At 29.9% G+C, this 18,575-nt stretch carries 18 protein-coding genes; 4 read left to right on the forward strand and 14 right to left on the reverse strand.

Annotation, left to right across the window (positions count from 1 at the left end; genetic code table 11):
• Nucleotides 1–2 precede the first annotated feature (2 nt).
• From L3B98_RS16785 to L3B98_RS16805, 5 genes are all read right to left on the reverse strand, one after another.
• Complete coding sequence (locus L3B98_RS16785; protein WP_238917595.1) at nt 3–431, reverse strand: GNAT family N-acetyltransferase; 429 nt, start codon at nt 429–431, stop codon at nt 3–5.
• Nucleotides 432–737: 306 nt separating this feature from the next.
• Nucleotides 738–1,691, reverse strand: coding sequence for an alpha/beta hydrolase (locus L3B98_RS16790; RefSeq protein WP_238917596.1), 954 nt, complete (start codon nt 1,689–1,691; stop codon nt 738–740).
• Between the two features lie 97 nt (nt 1,692–1,788).
• The gene (locus tag L3B98_RS16795; protein ID WP_238917597.1) at nt 1,789–2,343 is read right to left on the reverse strand and encodes a MarR family transcriptional regulator; all 555 of its coding nucleotides are present in this window, start codon (nt 2,341–2,343) and stop codon (nt 1,789–1,791) included.
• A gap of 126 nt (nt 2,344–2,469) precedes the next feature.
• Nucleotides 2,470–3,750: an acyl-CoA thioesterase/bile acid-CoA:amino acid N-acyltransferase family protein gene (locus L3B98_RS16800; RefSeq protein WP_238917598.1), complete on the reverse strand. Its 1,281-nt coding sequence runs from the start codon at nt 3,748–3,750 to the stop codon at nt 2,470–2,472.
• 270 nt (nt 3,751–4,020) lie between these two features.
• On the reverse strand, nt 4,021–4,365 hold the full coding sequence (locus L3B98_RS16805) for a helix-turn-helix domain-containing protein (protein ID WP_238917599.1): 345 nt from the start codon (nt 4,363–4,365) through the stop codon (nt 4,021–4,023).
• A 166-nt stretch (nt 4,366–4,531) separates the two neighbouring features.
• On the opposite strand from L3B98_RS16805, the gene L3B98_RS16810 reads away from it, so the two are divergent.
• Nucleotides 4,532–5,344 (forward strand): nitroreductase family protein, encoded by an 813-nt coding sequence (locus L3B98_RS16810; protein WP_238917600.1) that lies wholly within the window; start codon nt 4,532–4,534, stop codon nt 5,342–5,344.
• Nucleotides 5,345–5,426: 82 nt separating this feature from the next.
• On the opposite strand, the gene L3B98_RS16815 is transcribed toward L3B98_RS16810, so the two are convergent.
• On the reverse strand, nt 5,427–6,119 hold the full coding sequence (locus L3B98_RS16815) for an endonuclease V (RefSeq protein WP_238917601.1): 693 nt from the start codon (nt 6,117–6,119) through the stop codon (nt 5,427–5,429).
• A gap of 302 nt (nt 6,120–6,421) precedes the next feature.
• On the reverse strand, nt 6,422–7,060 hold the full coding sequence (locus L3B98_RS16820; RefSeq protein ID WP_238917602.1) for an NAD(P)-dependent oxidoreductase: 639 nt from the start codon (nt 7,058–7,060) through the stop codon (nt 6,422–6,424).
• Nucleotides 7,061–7,243: 183 nt separating this feature from the next.
• Between L3B98_RS16820 and L3B98_RS16825 the strand changes: the two genes are divergently transcribed.
• On the forward strand, nt 7,244–7,684 hold the full coding sequence (locus L3B98_RS16825; RefSeq protein WP_238917603.1) for an Rrf2 family transcriptional regulator: 441 nt from the start codon (nt 7,244–7,246) through the stop codon (nt 7,682–7,684).
• A gap of 78 nt (nt 7,685–7,762) precedes the next feature.
• On the opposite strand, the gene idi is transcribed toward L3B98_RS16825, so the two are convergent.
• The 4 genes from idi to L3B98_RS16845 all read right to left on the reverse strand — a co-directional run bounded on the left by idi (nt 7,763) and on the right by L3B98_RS16845 (nt 13,096).
• Nucleotides 7,763–8,284, reverse strand: a complete 522-nt coding sequence (gene idi, locus L3B98_RS16830) for an isopentenyl-diphosphate Delta-isomerase (protein ID WP_238917604.1) — start codon at nt 8,282–8,284, stop codon at nt 7,763–7,765.
• Between the two features lie 72 nt (nt 8,285–8,356).
• Entirely contained in the window at nt 8,357–9,337 is a 981-nt protein-coding gene (locus tag L3B98_RS16835) for a 2-keto-3-deoxygluconate permease (RefSeq protein ID WP_238917605.1), read from the reverse strand.
• A 176-nt stretch (nt 9,338–9,513) separates the two neighbouring features.
• Complete coding sequence (locus L3B98_RS16840; protein ID WP_238917606.1) at nt 9,514–10,932, reverse strand: 6-phospho-beta-glucosidase; 1,419 nt, start codon at nt 10,930–10,932, stop codon at nt 9,514–9,516.
• Nucleotides 10,933–11,200: 268 nt separating this feature from the next.
• Nucleotides 11,201–13,096, reverse strand: coding sequence for a beta-glucoside-specific PTS transporter subunit IIABC (locus L3B98_RS16845; protein WP_238917607.1), 1,896 nt, complete (start codon nt 13,094–13,096; stop codon nt 11,201–11,203).
• 135 nt (nt 13,097–13,231) lie between these two features.
• Here L3B98_RS16845 and L3B98_RS16850 point away from each other — a divergent pair, with 135 nt between their 5' ends.
• Nucleotides 13,232–14,113, forward strand: a complete 882-nt coding sequence (locus L3B98_RS16850) for a LysR family transcriptional regulator (RefSeq protein ID WP_015393881.1) — start codon at nt 13,232–13,234, stop codon at nt 14,111–14,113.
• 83 nt (nt 14,114–14,196) lie between these two features.
• Here the strand turns inward: L3B98_RS16850 and L3B98_RS16855 are convergent, their stop codons facing one another.
• The 3 genes from L3B98_RS16855 to hydF form a co-directional block, all read right to left on the reverse strand.
• Nucleotides 14,197–14,625, reverse strand: a complete 429-nt coding sequence (locus L3B98_RS16855) for a hypothetical protein (RefSeq protein ID WP_238917608.1) — start codon at nt 14,623–14,625, stop codon at nt 14,197–14,199.
• 128 nt (nt 14,626–14,753) lie between these two features.
• Entirely contained in the window at nt 14,754–14,951 is a 198-nt protein-coding gene (locus L3B98_RS16860) for a hypothetical protein (RefSeq protein ID WP_015393883.1), read from the reverse strand.
• Nucleotides 14,952–15,434: 483 nt separating this feature from the next.
• Nucleotides 15,435–16,670: a [FeFe] hydrogenase H-cluster maturation GTPase HydF gene (gene hydF, locus L3B98_RS16865; RefSeq protein WP_015393884.1), complete on the reverse strand. Its 1,236-nt coding sequence runs from the start codon at nt 16,668–16,670 to the stop codon at nt 15,435–15,437.
• A 376-nt stretch (nt 16,671–17,046) separates the two neighbouring features.
• On the opposite strand from hydF, the gene L3B98_RS16870 reads away from it, so the two are divergent.
• Complete coding sequence (locus L3B98_RS16870; RefSeq protein WP_238917609.1) at nt 17,047–18,444, forward strand: aspartate ammonia-lyase; 1,398 nt, start codon at nt 17,047–17,049, stop codon at nt 18,442–18,444.
• The last annotated feature ends 131 nt before the right edge of the window (nt 18,445–18,575 follow it).

The raw sequence follows: 18,575 nt of genomic DNA on the forward strand, positions 1-18,575 counted from the left end.
TATCATTTTATATTCTTTTTCATATAATATCGTTTATGATTATAAGGACATTCATTTAATACTCCGAAAACTTCATATCCTTGCTTTAGATAGAAATCTTTAGCTTGAAAATCAAATGTGTCCAAATGAATTAACTTGCATCCTTGACCTATTGCTATTTGCTCGACTTCATTTAAAAGTCTAGCACCAATTCCCTCTTTCCTAAAAGTTTCGTCAACCCACAAAGAATCTATATAGAGGCAATTCCAGCAATACATTTTGCTATTTATTCCTGCAATAATTTCACTATCATTATTCTTGATAATTCTATTTATGCATACAAAAGCTTGCTGCTGAGTTTGAGGAACTTTAGATAAATTATAATTCACCAAATTTTCTACAACTAATTCTGCTTCATTTTCATTACTTTCTTCTATAATATAATTATTCATAATTGTGACTCCTCGTAAAATAAGATCCTAGTCAGTTAAGTGAAGACTATATACTGATTTACTTTTTATTATACTTTTCTATAAAAATAGTTAAAAGAGCCACTCTTAGCAAACATTAACTGTTTAGTGGTATTATCTTACTTTTTATTTAAGATATAAATCATTTATCTTTCATAATATTTATTATATTATATCCATCACTTGAACATCCACCATATCCATACCACCAGCTTGGATAAATAATTGGAATTGCTGTAAAAATAAACTGCCATATATGATGATACCTTGAAAATGAAATTAAAATTTTTAATTGTTCAGATTTATCTCTAACAATGATTCAAAAAACAACTTAGGTTGATCTAACATGGTCATATGACCTACATTAGGTATTACATACAATTTCTTATCTGGTGCATTAATACTTTCAAAATATTTTTCTGCAAGAACATGTGGAGTTTGCCAATCATTTTCTCCTAAAATATAATAAATTGGTACTTTGTACTCTGCCGATTCAGATCTTATATCAAATTTTCTCCAATATTCTATTATTTCTTTATTGACCTTATCTATTTTTAGTAATGAAAAAATATCTGCTAACTTAAATATTGGACTTCTAATTAATTCAATGACTGCAGATAAATTGAAGTTAACTGCTAGATTATATTTTCCCTGAATTTCACGTAATTTTTCAGATTTCTTCTTAAATTCAATACCAGATAATCCAACTGGATAATCACCTAAGCCTTCAAGTATTTTTAATGATTTTTTATCATTAGCCTGGAACGCCAATTCTCTAACCTTTTCATAACCCAAACGCTCATTATCAAACATATTTATAACCTGACCAACCCCAATATAGTAAGCAACTTCTTCTGGATATTTTTTAATAAATACACTTCCTAGAATAGTTCCCCATGAATGCCCCATTAATATAATTTTTTCTTTATTATATTTTTTCTTTAAATATTGAATTATTTCAAATAAATCCTTTAACAATAAATCCATCGTTGGATATTTATCTGGATTCTTAATTAAAGTTTTTCCAGCGCCACATTGATCCCAATGTACCACTGTAAAGATTTCTTCCCACTTTTCTTGAAACATATGTGAAAGTGAAGATTCTGCAAAACCTGGTCCTCCGTGTAAAAATAACATCACTTGATTATCAGCTTTTTTACCAGCATGAAATAAATATTGGTTTATGCCATTAATGTGTATATATTCCTCAAAATAAATTACTCTGCAATTTTTATTTTTCATAACTCAAATTCTCCTTCTTTATTGCAAGAGCATTAGTCTTTTTTACACGCGAACTTATCTAGAAAATCTTTTTATAATCAAGAAATTTTCAAAATAATTATCTTGAATTTCTCATTTCAGAAAAGTTAGCTAATATTAATTTTAAATCGTCTTCCAAATCAACATTAGGAATTTGAACATTTTCTTCAAATCCATCCATTTCAACACCATCAAAACTATATAATTTAATCAATAACTTCCAAAGAGTTTCTATTTCTTCCCTAGTAAAATCTTTAAAAATTTCTACCATGAAATTAACTCCAGCATCTTTTCCACATTTAATCATAGCCTCAATGCCTTGTTCAGTTAAACAAATGTTAACCGCTCTTTTATCTTTTTTGCTTGGCATAATAGTTATAAAGCTTTTCTTTTGAAGACTTTTAATTAATTGAGTTACATTTTGTTTAGTAGTTCCGAGCTTTTTAGCCACGTTTATTAGAGTAGTTTCATCTTTAGGCAAATGAAGTACTGCAAGCATTGTCATATACTGCCTTGATGTTAATGGAGCACAATATTGATCCCCTAAAATTTGAAGTTTATTTGAAACTGAAAAAAGACTTGAAAATGCTTGTTGCATTATGTGTAATAAATAAAATTCTTTTTCATAATCCATTCTGTGAATCTCCTTTGTAAAGCATAAATTATAATCTATAGACAATGGTTTTAGTCAATACATTGTCTATAGATTATATAACTTTACTCAGGAAATATCAATAACACAAAAATCCTTGTAGTATAATTACGGCTCCATAAAAAATTCAATTGTTCTTTGCCAGGATTTATACTGACCTTCTGCATTACCTTCTATAGTTCCTCCTGAAGAAAATACTCCTCCCATCATGTTCATAGCTAATGTTTCACTTATTGGAATAATATACGGAACTGGCATTGGATGTCCCATTCCATCACATGTTAACAGTTCTACTTTATGTTTGTAGTTATTCTTTTTTAGATTATCTTGTATAACCAAACAACCATCATAACTATTCCATATATTATCTTCTTTTCCTGCGATCAAAAGGAGATCAGCTTCTGAATTCTCTATTTTTATTCTTGCTTCCTCTTTATTTGTTGCTTTTTCAATGCTTTTTTTATAGGAACTAGCAAATCCAAAGGCCACTCCATTTTCTATAGCCTTCTTTTGATCTTCCAAAAAAATATTATTATCAATTTCTATAAACGGAATTGATTTATGCTTAAATGACCATGAGGAAACCATCTTTTCACAATTCATTCCATTTAGTGCTTGAAAGCAATATGCATGAGGTTCTACTGCAACCACTTTTTTTATTTGCTTGTATCTTGATGCAAGCAATAATGCTAATTCTCCACCTTTAGAGGTTCCATGTATAAATATCTCTTTTGAACTTACAATTTTATTACTTTCAATCCATTTAAATATTTTTTTAAAATATTCTAATGGCACTTCTTCTAACTTCTTTGGTAATCCTTCTGTAGCAAAATAAGGAACCATAAGAACATTAATTCCTCTCGTTGCAAGTGGTGCTGCCATAAGTTTTATTGCATTCATATTTCCATCTGATCCACCTAGCATCAAGATTAATTTATTATTAGAATTTTCTTTATAAAATAATTCTCCATTAAACTCTTCTTCACATATATTCTTAACAATAACATCATCTGTTTTAAAAATCCTCTTTAATTCAAGTTCCTTTTTTTCATCAGAAGTTTCAAATATCATATGCATTATCATTGGTTTATCAATAGAGATATTTTCAGCAATATTTTTTCCTACAGTTCTTGTTTTTTTCAATGAATAAATCAAGCCCATACTATCTTTAGCTTTATAAGTGCCTTCTATAGGTTCAATTAAATCTAAATCCACTTCTCCTTTTTCATTGGATATAAATACACCATAAGAGGAATATTCCTCTCCTGAGCACCATGGCAATTCTGCCTTCAAAGTAATTTTCACTTTACTATTAGGCATTAACTCTAATACCTTTATGTCTATTTTTTCAGTTATAAGTGCTTCTATATTTGATATTTCTATTTTCATAATATATTCTCCTCGCAAAATTATTTTTTAAGTAAAAGACTTTATTTCACAGGATGACTTACCACGTTCGTAAGTTTTTGACAATATATTGACTATTTGATTATAATACCAAAATCTTATATAGTCAATATATTGACCATATCTACATTTCTTATTTTCCCATAAAAATGCTTCTATAAAAAAAGCGCCAACTCCCTTAGTTGGCACTTTTAGAATTATATTAAACTATTTTATTTTAAACTATAGATACAATGTTTTTTAAGACGATTATTATATTTCAGATTTACATGTAATTAAGTTAGTATAATTAATTGCCCATTCACACAAATCTGTTAAAACGGGTAGAAGGCTCAATCCATAATCTGTAAGTGAATATTCCACCTTAGGAGGAACCTGATTATAAATAACTCTATTTATTAACTTACTTTCTTCTAAAGCTCTAAGCTGTTGAGTTAGCATTTTTTGTGTAATATTAGGTAACCTTCTTTTTAATTCATTAAAACGCATAGTTTTTTTCCCTAATTCCCAAATAATTATTGGTTTCCATTTACCTCCAATGATATCTAATGTTAATTCCATAGAACAATTATATTGAGTACCTTTAAATTCCATCATTTATATTCCCCCGTATATGTTTAACCACTCCCTATAGTATACAAATGGTAACCACGTTCCTAAAAAGTGCGTACTTGTTAATATTGATATAATCATATAAATTGTATTATATCACAAGATCTTGAATATGATAAAAATATTGTTAAATAATTAGGAGTGAAATTCAATGAATTTAATTAATGTAAACCAATCTAAATGTATTAAATGTGGGCTTTGTACAAATGTATGCCCATCAAGTGTTTTATCAATGGACAAAACCGGACCTAAGGTCATAAATGATAACAATTGTATAGCTTGTGGACAATGTGTTGCTGTATGTCCAAACGAGGCACTTGATAATATAAAATCACCAATATCAAAGCAAACTGATATTGAGACTTTTCCAGTTATAAATTCAAAAACTGCTGAATATTTTCTTAGATCAAGGCGTTCAATAAGAGGTTATAAAAACATCTCTGTACCTAAGGAAAAATTATTAGAATTAGTAAATATTGCACACTATGCACCTACTGCAAGTAACAGTCAATGTATTTCTTATATTATCGTTGAAAATAAGAATATATTAGAAAAAGCTTCTAAAATTATAGTTGAATGGATGGAAGAACAATTAAAATCCCCTTCTCCTCATTGGAGTTTCTCAAGGCATATAAAAAATTATACAGTAGATGGAATTGACTCAATCTTAAGAAATGCCCCTCATCTAATAATTGCAACTGCTCCAAAGAACTTTAAGAATGGACGAGAAAACACTATTTCAGAACTCACCTATGCTGAACTCTATGCAACTACTATAGGCTTAGGTTCCTGCTGGGCTGGCTTGTTTGAATTTTGCGCATTTTCTAGCTATCCTCCACTAATTTCTCTATTTAATATCCCTGAAGACAAAGTTATTACTGGCGCTATTATGGTTGGATATCCAAAATATAAATATAAACGACTAGTTGAAAGAAACTCTTCGGATGTTGAATTTATTGATTAATAATCTTGTTATAAATGCATAAAAATATCCAGTAATAATCCTAATAAAAGTAGGGCTATTACTGGGTATTTTTAAAAGATATTTATCTATATATACTTCTCATTTTATGTGTTGCAATATCTGCATATCTCGTAGGTATTGGTATATGGCTATCTTTTCTTACTAATTTATTTATAATCCTAGTTGTTGTTTCTAAATCTATGTAATTACCAATTGATATAAAAATTGGCTTTACATCCTTGCAGGTTCTTAATGCACGTCCATAAACTTCACCATCAATGACGATATCTGTAAATGCACCTTGTTCATTTTCTGGCATAACAAAATCGACATCTTCGATCTTATAATAATTTTTTGCAACACCAATCGTTGGCTTATTTAAATAAAAAGACGCATGTGTTGCTATCCCCATATGTCTTGGATGCAAATATCCATTTCCATCAAAAACGTATAAGTCAGGTTTAACACTTAATTTTTCATTGCATTCCATAACAAGTGGTAATTCTCTGAAGGCTAAATAACCAGAAATATATGGGAAGTTAATTTCTCCTACACAATTAACTTCTTCTACTATCTCTCCTGTTGCGTAATCCAGTACAACTATGCAGCAAACCGCTTTTTCTACAGCATCTTTCCAATATGCCAAATCAACTCCTGCGATATAACGAATATCCTCTAACTCAAAGGTATTATTTTTAACAATTTTAGCTTTTAAATTAGCTTGAATTTCTCTACATTTTTCTTCTGAAACAAATTTAAAATCAGTATTCTCCATTTCTCCCACTCCCATTAATGCTTAAAACGTTATCCATCTCTATTAAAGCCATCTAATAAATATTATGTAAATATAAGTAAACATTTTTACATACATTTCTTTTACAGTAACCTATTGTTTCCTTTGATTTAAAGTTTTCGCAATTCTATTATACCAAAAGGAATGGTTTTTGTTTTATTTATTGAAAATAAATGCTTTCACACCGATTTTTATCTGCGAAAGTTAATTATATAAGAACTTTAATGCCAGCTAAACTCTTATTATTTTAAAAGCTTTTGCTGGCATTAAAGTTTTATTTTATATTAATTTTCCCCGACAACTGAAACTTTTGCATTATTAAACTTAGGATTTTCAATTTCATCTAACATTGCAATTGCATAATCAGCATAACTTATATAGCTTTCTCCTTTAGAATTCAATACTAATACATCTTTATTTATTTTATAAGAACCTGTTTTCTTTCCATTTGGATCAAAGAATCCTGCCGGGCAAATATATGTCCATTGAAATCCATTTGCCTTTTCCAAATTCTCATAATTTTTTAGCATTGCACTTGCAGTTGGTTTATAAGCTTCTGGGAAATCCGGTGTCTCAATAAGCTTTACTGTTTTTGCTTCATCAACATATAAACTTGCTGCTCCTCCTACATAAACTAGTCTTGTGTTTGGAGCACCCTTGAACACTTTAAATACAACTTTACCTGCTTCAATATGTAAATTGCTTTTTTCTGGTGGAGCACCAAATGCATTTACAACTACATCAAAGTCTTTTACATCTTCTGATTTTAAATCAAATACATCTTTTTCTATGATTTTAACACTTTTATTTTCAATTTTTGCTTTATTTCTAACAATAGCTGTTACTTCATGTCTTCTTTCAACAGCTTCTTTTAATATAAGGCTACCTGCTTTTCCGCTTGCTCCAATTATTCCTATTCTCATTTTAATTCCTCCTGTATAAATAAATTTTTATAATTATTTTGCTACTTGTAACTACTTTGTTTACTTGTAATCATTATAGTTACAGCCAAACAAATTGTCAAGCAAAATTTTTATGCTATAATACACTTATAATTATTTTGCTATTTACTAATGCTAAAAGTATATTAAGGAAGGTGACATAGTATGTCCATTAGTAGCCGATTTTCCGTTGGAATTCATATATTGACACTTATCGGAATGTATAAAGATGAAGCGCTCTCTTCAGAAAATATTGCTGGCAGTGTTAATACTAATCCAGTAGTAATAAGAAAAATTATAGGAATGCTAAAAAATGCCGGGTTGGTTAATGTAAAACCAGGCATTGCAGGAGCAGAACTTGCAAAAGAGCTTTCAGAAATAACATTATTGGATGTTTATAAAGCAGTTAATGTTGTACAAGAAAAAGAATTATTTAGCGTTCACGAACAACCAAATCCCGCTTGTTATGTCGGTCGTAATATCCAAAGCACAATAATACCAATCTTTTTCAAAGCTCAACATGCTTTGGAAGCAGAACTTGAAAGTGTAACTCTAAAAGATGTTATTGCAGGCATACAAGAAAAAGAAGATTTACCAGATAATTAGTTTAAAGCTCTATGATAAAACAGCAATCATTTTATCATAGAGCTTTAAAAACTAATAAATAATTTGAAATCCATACTATTATAGAATATCCTTTAATGTATTATCTAATTTATTCATTAAACATTTAAACCAATACGTATATAGTTCTGGTTTATTAGAAATATCATTTTTAATTTCACTAATATCTGCCCATTTATAAGCATCAACTTCATCCTCATTTGCAATTATTTCTCCATCGTATTTCCCAATAAATACATGATCGAATTCATTTTCAAAAAGATCTTTTTCAAGTTCTACCTTATAAATAAAACTAAAAATTTCTTTAAGCTCACACGTAAAACCCATTTCCTCTTTAAGCCTTCTATAAATTGCATCTTCTAATTTCTCACCATATCTAGGATGACTACAGCACGTATTAGTCCATAGTCCAGGTGAATGATACTTTTTTATGTTTCTTTTTTGTAATAATAATTGATTATTAGAATTAAATACTAATATAGAAAATGCTCTATGCAATACTCCTTTATGGTGAGCCTCCATTTTTTCAATTTTACCAATTTCATTATCAAGTTCATCAACAGCTATTATATATTCCTTCATTTTATTCTTCCCCTCAAATGATTTCATATCTTAAACTATGCAGTAACACTACAAAATATTTAAATATATTTTTTATCCAGTAATTCCATTCAATTTAATTCCAAAATTTTCTTCATATTTAGGGCATCCAAATTTTTTTGCAAACCATTGTACTATAAAAGGACATAATATTGCTGACAAAACAGCAGCACATGAGATTTGTATAGTAGCTAATTTTACATAAGGAGCAAAATCAGGAGCTATTTGTGCTATCATTGCAGGTACTGCAATTGTATTACCTGCTACAGATACAGTTGCTATTCCACCATACCCTGGTCTTTTAAGCAAAAATCTATCTACAATAAATGCTACTGGTCCAGTAACAAGCATCACAATAACAAAAAGGGAAATCCCACCAAAGCCTCCTTCTATAATTTTAGCTAAGTCAATATTTGCACCTAAGATAAAGCCCATTATTGGAAGCACTAATGCATTTCCACTCTTTGTGGCTCTTCTAATTTCATCGTCAAGGTTAGCTAAAGTTATCCCAATACATAATGGCAGTAAAATTGTTATATATTCTTGATAACTTACTCCTCCTCCAGAAACCCCAATAGTTAGCAAAGATAACATCGGACCTGAATTCAAGTTAAACATCGGTCTTGCAACAAGATCAGCATGATCACCATAGCTTTCCATTAATCCCATATATAAGCTACCATTGTTATTTGTTAATGCACATAAAATTGCCAAACTGCATACACCAAAAATTCCTCCATAGCCGAAGAAATGAAATATACAAATGTAAATACCAGCTCCTGCCAAATATTTAAATAACACATGACTTCCACCACGTTTTAAAGCCTCTGGTATATCACTCATTTTTATTTGTGTTCCTGTAAATAATAAAGTCAAAAACATAGCTACTCTTAAGCCATCATCAGAAAGCAATGCTTGACTATAACTTCCTATTCTCAAAATCCAAGGACAAAATGTATTTAATATAGCAGAAACGAATAGAGGTACAATCATTGTTCCTGCTGGAATTTTTTTAATATGCTTTAATAATTTCACAATATCTCCTACCTTCTCACAAGTATACAGGGTTAGTATATCATACTAATAAACTTTAAGCTAATTCGCCAATCTTTTTTAATACAACTATTTAATAAATAACTAAGAATAGAGTATAGATAAATTTTGCTCAAAAATCTATCTATACTCTATTCTTTCCACCTTTGTTTATTTACTTAACTGTTAAGAAGACTATTTCCATTAGTAGCAATGACTTCCTTATACCAATCAAAAGACTTTTTCTTATATCTGTTTAATGTACCACTTCCATCATCATTACGATCTACATATATGTAACCATAACGCTTTTTAAGTTCTGAAGTCGATGCACTTACAACATCAATACATCCCCATGAAGTATAGCCCATCAATTCGACTCCATCTTCAATTGCTTCTGCTACTTCAAGTAAATGACTTCTTAAATAATCAATACGGTAATCATCAATTACGGTTTTGCTTCCTTTACCATCATCAACTAATTCATCTACAGCCCCAAGTCCATTTTCTACAATAAATAATGGTAAATCATATCTATCATAGAATTTATTTAATGTAAATCTTAAGCCCTTAGGATCTATTGGCCATCCCCATTCTGAAGCCTTAATATAAGGATTTTTATATCCCCTACTTAAGTTACCTCCAGTTTTTTCGGCTAAATCTGGATTTACAGTTTCACAATTACTAGAATAATAACTAAAAGATATAAAATCAACAGTATTTTTAAGTATTTCTTCATCTTCTGGTTCCATATTAATATGTATATCGTGTTGTTTAAAATACCTATTCATATATCTTGGATATTTTCCTCTAGCATGTACATCTGCAAAAAATAAAGTATCTCTATCCTTAATCATCGTTGCAATAACATCATCTGGATTTGGAGTTAAAGGATAAGTTGTTATTCCTAAAATCATACATCCAATTTTAGCCTTTGGCATAAGCTCATGTCCAATTTTAACTGCCAATGCACTTGCCACTAATTCATGATGAGCTGCTTGATATAGATCACTTAACGTTAATTTCTCTTTTGGAGTTAAGATTCCACCACTGGCAAATGGTGCATGAATAACTGAATTAATTTCATTAAAAGTTAACCAATACTTTACTTTATCTTTGTATCTTTCAAAAATTACCCTTACATAATTCTCAAAATAGCCAATTAATTTACGGCTTCTCCACCCATCATACCTTTTAGTTAATTCAAGTGGTGTTTCATAATGAGATATTGTTACAAGTGGTTCAATTCCATATTTATGACACTCATCGAATAAATCATCATAAAATTTCAAACCTTTTTCGTTAGGTTCGTTTTCATCACCATTTGGGAAAATTCTTGACCATGCAATGGAAGTTCTAAACACTTTAAAACCCATTTCTGCAAAAAGCTTTATATCTTCTTTATATCTATGATAAAAATCTATACCCACTAATTTCATATTATCCTCAGTAGGTTCTTCAGTTCTTACCCCATGTATTCCCTTAGGAAGCACATCTTGAACACTAAGTCCCTTTCCATCCTCTAAATATGCTCCTTCACATTGATTGGCCGCAACTGCACCGCCCCATAAAAATCCTTCTGGAAAATTTATATTCATATTATTTTCTCCTCTCGTGTAAAAACTATTTTATTTACTGTATAGATATCCAAAGCAAGAATTAGACATATGCGGAACTTACCGAAATTAAACACATATATATTACATTTATAAGTTTGATTATTAATTTGGATATCTATATATCTCTCTACAAATATTGTTATATCTAAAAGCTTGATTAATAAAAGATGAAGGATGAAATAATTGTTTTACATCAATATTTCTCATCCCTCACCCCATATTTTCTATTACTATGCCTTTTATAGTATTATTGGATTAAATCCATTAAATGATCTTTTTCTTTTATAGATACTTTACTAGCTTCAATTGAAATTTCAGCATATGCTGCTGTATTAGTTATTATTACTGGGGTTATAACATCATATCCAGCCTTCTTTATTTCTTCTATATCAAATTCAACTAATAAATCGCCTACGTTTATAGAATCTCCAACCTTTATCTTTGCATCAAAGAATTTTCCACCTAATTTTACTGTATCTAATCCTATATGAATTAGAATTTCTGCTCCTTCATTTGAAACAATTCCTATAGCATGTTTTGTATCAAAAACGGCATTTACTGTTCCATTGACAGGTGAAACAACTCGGCCTTCCTTTGGAATTATAGCTACTCCATTTCCCATCATTTTTTCTGAAAACATAGGATCATTTACTTCATTTAAAGGAACTACTTTACCTTCAATTGGTGAATAAATAATGCTATCTTTTACTACATTTTCTTCAGTTACAGCTACTTCAGTTTCAATTATTTCATCTGCTTTTGAATCAGCAATTTGTGCTTCTGGAATATCTTCAAAACCTAAGATAAGAGTGGCAACAAACGAAACAACAAAAGCTATTGCTGCACCAATGCAAGCAAACATAATATTTCTAAATCCATCGGTCCCAATATATCCCGGAAGTGCTAAAAGTCCTGGTGACCCAGAAGTATATCTTCCAACTCCAGAAAGTCCTAAAAATAATCCTGATGCTCCTCCACCAATCATAACTGCAATTAAAGGACGCTTTAATTTTAATGTAACACCATACATAGCTGGTTCTGTAATACCACAAACTGCAGTAATTCCTGCTGATGATGCTAATTGTTTTAATTCACTATTCTTAGTTCTTAATGCTACTGCAAGTGCCGCTCCACCTTGTGCAATATTAGATCCAAGCATACCAGGTCCAACAACAGTATCAAAACCTGCTGTAGCTAGGTTGTTTATTCCTATTGGAATTAATCCATAATGCATACCAGTCATTACAAGAAGTGGTGAAAAAGTACCAACTATAAGTGGAACTAACCATCTAGCATATGTATTTAGGAATGCTATTGCAGCTGAAATACCATTACCACAGACTATTCCAAGAGGTCCAAGGACAATCAAAGTTGCTAGTCCAGTAATTAATAAGGTTAATAGTGGTTTTGTGAAAAACTTAATTGGTTTAGGTGAAACTTTATCTGCAATTGGTTCTACAAAGGACATAAACCAAACACCTAAGATAATTGGAATAACAGAAGATGAATAACTTGCTAAAGTTATTGGTAATCCAAAGAAGTAAATTCCTGTTCCACCCTTTTTAGCTACATCAACCATAGCAGCAAAGTTAGGATGTAAAATAACAGCTGCTATAGACATTGCCATATAAGCATTACATTTAAATTTCTTAGCAGCCGAATTTGCTATTAAAAACGGTAAAAAGTAAAAAGCTGCATCTGCCATAAAATTTAAAACAGCATACACTTGTGAATTAGCAGCAATAACTTTAAAAGTAACTAATAATGCCAAAACAGCCTTTAACATACCAGCACCAGTGATAGCTGGTATAATTGGTGTAAAAATACCTGCTATTGTATCAAGTACTCTAACTACAGGCCCTTTATCATTTTTATCATCACTTTGTGAATCATTATCAAAACTAGCAACTTTATTTATCTCTGCATATACATTTGCAACATCACTACCAATAATTACTTGGTATTGACCTCCTTTATTTACTACTCCCATAATACCTTTTGTACTTTTCAGTACTTCAGTATTAGCTTTGCTATCATCTTTTAGATTAAATCTTAATCTGGTAGCACAATGAGTTAAAGTTAAAACATTTTCTTTACCACCAACATTTTTTATAATATCTGTGGATAATCGTTTGTAATCCATAGTATTTTCCTCCTTGAGTTACTTTTCTATCTTGATATCATTTACAAATTCATTATATTGTTTTATTATTTATCTATCAATACTATATTTAATATGATGATCATAGTTTATAACTATATATAAGGAGATGCTATTATGTTGGAGATAAGATTATTAAACTACTTCTTGGTTCTTGCTGAAGAACTTCATTATACTAAAGCTGCTGAACGCCTTAATATTTCTCAGCCTACCTTAAGCACCCAAATTAAAATTTTGGAAAACATGCTAAATGTTAAGCTTTTTGATTATGTTCAAAAAAGAACAGTCTTAACAGAACCAGGAAAAATATTAAAAGCACATGCTTATAAGATTTTTTTCGATCTTGAGCAAGCTGAAAGTGATATAAAAAATTACACAGGAAAATTAAGAGAACAAATTCGTGTAGGTGCTTCTGGATCTCATCTACTATTAGTTCCCTGCTCAAGATTTAATAATATTCATAGCAATGTTTTAATAACAATGGAAGAACATAGAGGTTCTACAATCGTTGAAAATGTTAAAAATGGCAAACTTGACTTAGGCTTAATCCACTATTCTGCTGATGACTCTGCTATTCATTCTGAACTTTTAAACATTGAATCTTATCTTGCTGTTGTACCATTAAATTCAAGACTCATAGAATATTCTTCTGTTTCCTTAAAAGATTTAACACAAGAAAACATAGTTCTATTAACCCAAACTTCAAATTCAAGAATAAATATCGATAAAGCCTTTAGTATGATTAATCATATTTGTAAACCTAGAATCCAAACAATAAACTTAGATTCTTGTATTAGACTAATAGAAAACACAGATAATATAACCATATTGCCTGATTCCTATATACGCTCTGTAAAACAAATTGGTTTTAAGGCAATTCCAATTTCTGATTATCCACCTAAGCAAACAGTTAACTTAATATACAGAAAGGATTTGTTTATAGATAATATTTTGAAATCATTTTTAGATATTATTAGAGAGTTTCATCAAAGTCATTAAATTTATTTAGTAATTTAACTCTTACAGATAATTCCTATCAAAATAATAAAACAGGTGATGCATTCACCTGTTTTATTTCTCACTTATTTCAACCAATTCTGCTCTACTGGTTTCCATTTTATAGAATCTATGTACAAACCATTTTCCCCATATTCCTCTGCTCCACTATTTAATAACTTTTCATACCATTTATGTGTAACAATATTAGTAATATAGAAACTATAATCAAATTCTTTATCAACTTCTAAAAATGCAGATATAATTATATCTCCTATTCCTTTAGGTTTAACTTTAAGAGGAATAATAATACAATTGAGTTCTACTTTCTTTTCTTCATGTAAAATTTTAAATCCAACTACTAATCTATCGTCTTCATATGCTTGTACTATTCTAATACTTTCATAAAATAATTCAACTGTAGCATTAGGAATCATAGGTTCTAGTACCTGGAGTAAAGTATCAATAATTTTTTCTTCTCTTTTATCAAAATACCTTCTGTCATATTCAATCATATATACCAGGCCCCTCTTTAATTTTATGTTTATTATGAGTTATGCTAAAATATCCTTTGCTAAATATAGATATAAATTTAGCCTATTTGTATTCCTTCTGGTATTATCAACAATTTTTGGTATTATTTTTATTTCCTTTTTTTCTTCCATCTAATATGCTTTTTATTGTATATATCATAAATATCTTCTTCTTTTTTTGTTCTAATAATACCAATTATAGTTGAAATTAATATGAGAATTCCTCCAATAAAAAATAATGTATCAAAACCATAAATTTTTATTATGGCTGCCCAAAGAATTATATATGCAATAAGTACCAAATACATTTTAGCGCCTCCTAAAAGCTCAAATTATAGATATACAATGCAAGAATTATACTTATGCAACAATTACCGAAATCAGATACATTTATCTTCCACAGGACTAGTGAAATTTTCGCTGGAAGGTTCTAAATGAGGGCTTGTCGTCATTTCAGCATGTTCCAGATGTAAAATCTGGACAAGCTGTAAATGAAACAAGCCTCCATTAAGAACCATCATCAGCTCAATTTCACATGCCTGCTTCCAGAAAAATGTATCAGATTTCTAGTGTAGTGTTGTAATTTTAATTTTTCAAAAGTGTATACATATTCCATTTATAAGTTAAACTCTTAATTTGGATATCTATATCAATGTTCAATTATCAAATGTCATTGGTCACGAAATCTTGTACGAAAAAGTGAATATCCAAATTTTATATTTAGATATATGAACTTTCTCCTTTGAGCTTCCCCATAATTGTAATCTGTACACTGTAAACTGTTAACTACACTAAATTTCTCCATCATACGCTGCTTTAGCTAAAGGAAATGGCTCAAGTGCTCTTTCTAAAATACCTTGAACATATCCAATAAGGACACCATAATTAACAATTGGTATATTATTATTAACTGCATCATCAATTCTTGAAAGCATAGTTGCTCTATTTAACATGCAGCCTCCACAATGAATAACAAGCTTATATTTTTCAATATTCTCTGTAAAGGAAGTTCCTGAAGAATGCTCAAAATTTATTTGTTTCCCAGTCATTTGTCTAACCCATCTAGGGATTTTTACCGTTCCAATGTCATCACACTGTCTATGATGAGTACACCCTTCTGCAATTAACACATTATCTCCATCTTCTAAAGCTTCTATTGCTTTTGCACCTTTAACAAGTTCCAAAAGATTTCCTTTATATCTAGCCTGTAATATTGAAAAAGATGTTAACATTATGTCTTTTGGCGTATCTGCAGATGCCTTTAAAAATACTTGAGAATCAGTTATAACAAGCTTAGGTTTTTTCTTTAAATTTTCAAGAGTTTCTCTTAATTCATGCTCTTTAGTTACTACAGCTATAGCATCACTTTCTATAATATCTCTTATAGTCTGTTGCTGTGGAAGTATTAATCTTCCTTTTGGAGCAGCCTTATCTATTGGTGTAACTAAAACTATAATATCTCCAGGACTAATAAGGTCACCAACTAACTTAAATTTATCTTCATCATCTGGTATTATACTTATTATCTTATCCTTAAGCTCATCAATGCCAGTTTTGTTTAAGGCTGAAACAGCTACAACTGGAGCTCCAATTTCTTTTTCTATTTTACTAAGTTCTTCAACTGTAATATTCTTCTGGTCAGCTTTATTTAAAATACAAACCATTGGTATTTTCTTTTCTGTTAATTTGTCTATTATGTCTAAATCCTTATCACTAATTCCAATAGTAATATCTATAACTACTAATGCTACATTGGTTTTTGTTAATACTTCAAGGGTTTTCTTTTTTCTTGAATCTCCTAATTCACTATAGTCATCAAGTCCTGCTGTATCAACAATCATACAAGGTCCTATAGGAAGAATTTCAATGGCTTTATAAACAGGATCTGTGGTTGTTCCTTTAACTTCAGAAACAATTGAAATTTCTTGATTGGTTAAGGCATTTATAATACTAGATTTTCCTGCATTTGTCATTCCAAACAATGAAATATGCACTCTTTCTCCAGATGGTGTCGAATTTAAACTCATAATATTACTCTCCTTTAAATTAGTTATCATTGGGCAATTAGGCAATTGTCAATGCTCAATTGATGAGGAAATCCCTTCGGTATTTCTTTAATTGATATATATAATAATCCCAATTGGAACTTATATACATATATTTTTATATAAGTTCCGTTGTTGCAGCATAGATGCTCTTTTTATATGTGCGTATTGTGGCATAGCCACTCTTTTTATATAAGTTCCATATTGTGGCATAGCCACTCTTTTTATAGGTGTATACTTTTATTATAATATAAAATGTCAAATTTATAAAATTATAATGCTAAATATGATATTATATTGTTGAGCTGCACTAAATTTAAAATATGCAGTCTACTTATTTAAAAAGGATGTGTTCGTTTTGACTTATAGATTGGAGCAAGATTTATTAGGAGAAAAAAATATAGATAACCAAGCTTACAGTGGTATAAATACAGTTAGAGCACTTGAAAACTTTGATTTAAACAGTAAAACTGTGAATCTAAAACTAGTAAAGGAAATTGCTTTAATAAAAAAAGCAGCAGCTATGACCAATAAGTCCTTAAAATTGCTTGAAGCTGACAAAGCTGATGCAATAATAAAAGCCAGTGAAGAGGTCATAGATGGAAAATTTGATGACGAATTTAAAATAAGTGCCTTCCAAGGTGGCGCTGGCACTTCAACTAATATGAATGTTAATGAAGTCATTGCAAACAGAGCAATTGAACTATTAGAAGGTATTAAAGGAGATTATGATTTAGTACATCCACTAAATCATGTCAATATGTCTCAATCAACTAATGATGTTTATCCTTCTGCTTTAAGAATTGCAGCCATTAAATTAATTAGAAAATTAAGTAACTCCTTATCTAATTTACAAGAAGCCTTGCAAATAAAAGAAAATGAATTTTCAAACATAATAAAACTTGGAAGAACTCAATTAATGGATGCACTGCCAATGACTGCAGGTCAAAGTTTTGGTGCATATTCAAAGGCAATTGAAAGAGATAGATGGAGAATTTATAAAGTAGAGGAACGATTAAGACAAATCAACCTTGGAGGTACTGCCATTGGCACAGGGTTAAATGCTACTAATAAATATGTGTTTATGATGACAGATCTTATTCAAAGTCTTACTGGCCTTGGCATTGCTAGATCTGACTATCCTATGGATATTACCCAAAACTGTGATATATTTGTAGAAACTTCTGGATTATTAAAATCATGCAGCGTCAATCTGCTCAAAATTTCAAATGACTTAAGATTGCTAAATTCTGGCCCTCGTGGAGGAATAGGTGAGATTATATTACCTAAAATGCAGGCTGGTTCTACAATCATGCCAGGTAAAGTAAATCCAGTTATCCCTGAAATGGTTGCACAAGTTAGCTTAAGAGTAATTTCTAATGATACTGCTATTACTATGGCAAGTTCTATGGGGCAATTAGAATTAAATGCCTTCACTCCACTTATAGCTGAATGTTTATTAGAATCCCTTGAACTTCTTGATAAAAGTATTATAATCTTTAAAGAAAAATGTATAGAGGATTTAGAAATGAATAAAGACAGATGTTCAGAAAATCTTGAAAATTCTTTAGTTTCTGCCACAGCTTTAGTTCCACATTTAGGCTATGATGAAGCTAGTTCTATATCAAAGAAAGCTTTAGAAACAGGAAAGACTATTCGAGAAATTTTACTTGAAGAACAAATACTCCCTGAAGAAACTATAGATAAAATTTTATCTCCAGCTGAATTAATAAGAACTCATATAGTTGGAAAATAATTTTATTGTATATTATTTTTAATTATGTAAATACTTATTAATGATATTTATTCTAATCTATAACTTGAGATAGTATTTTAGGATTTCCTAGTACTATCTCTTTTTATTTTGCCATTACTTATTTATTTTTT

Source organism: Clostridium sp. YIM B02555 (assembly GCF_022320955.1).
Classification (GTDB): Bacteria; Bacillota; Clostridia; order Clostridiales; family Clostridiaceae; genus Clostridium; species Clostridium saccharoperbutylacetonicum.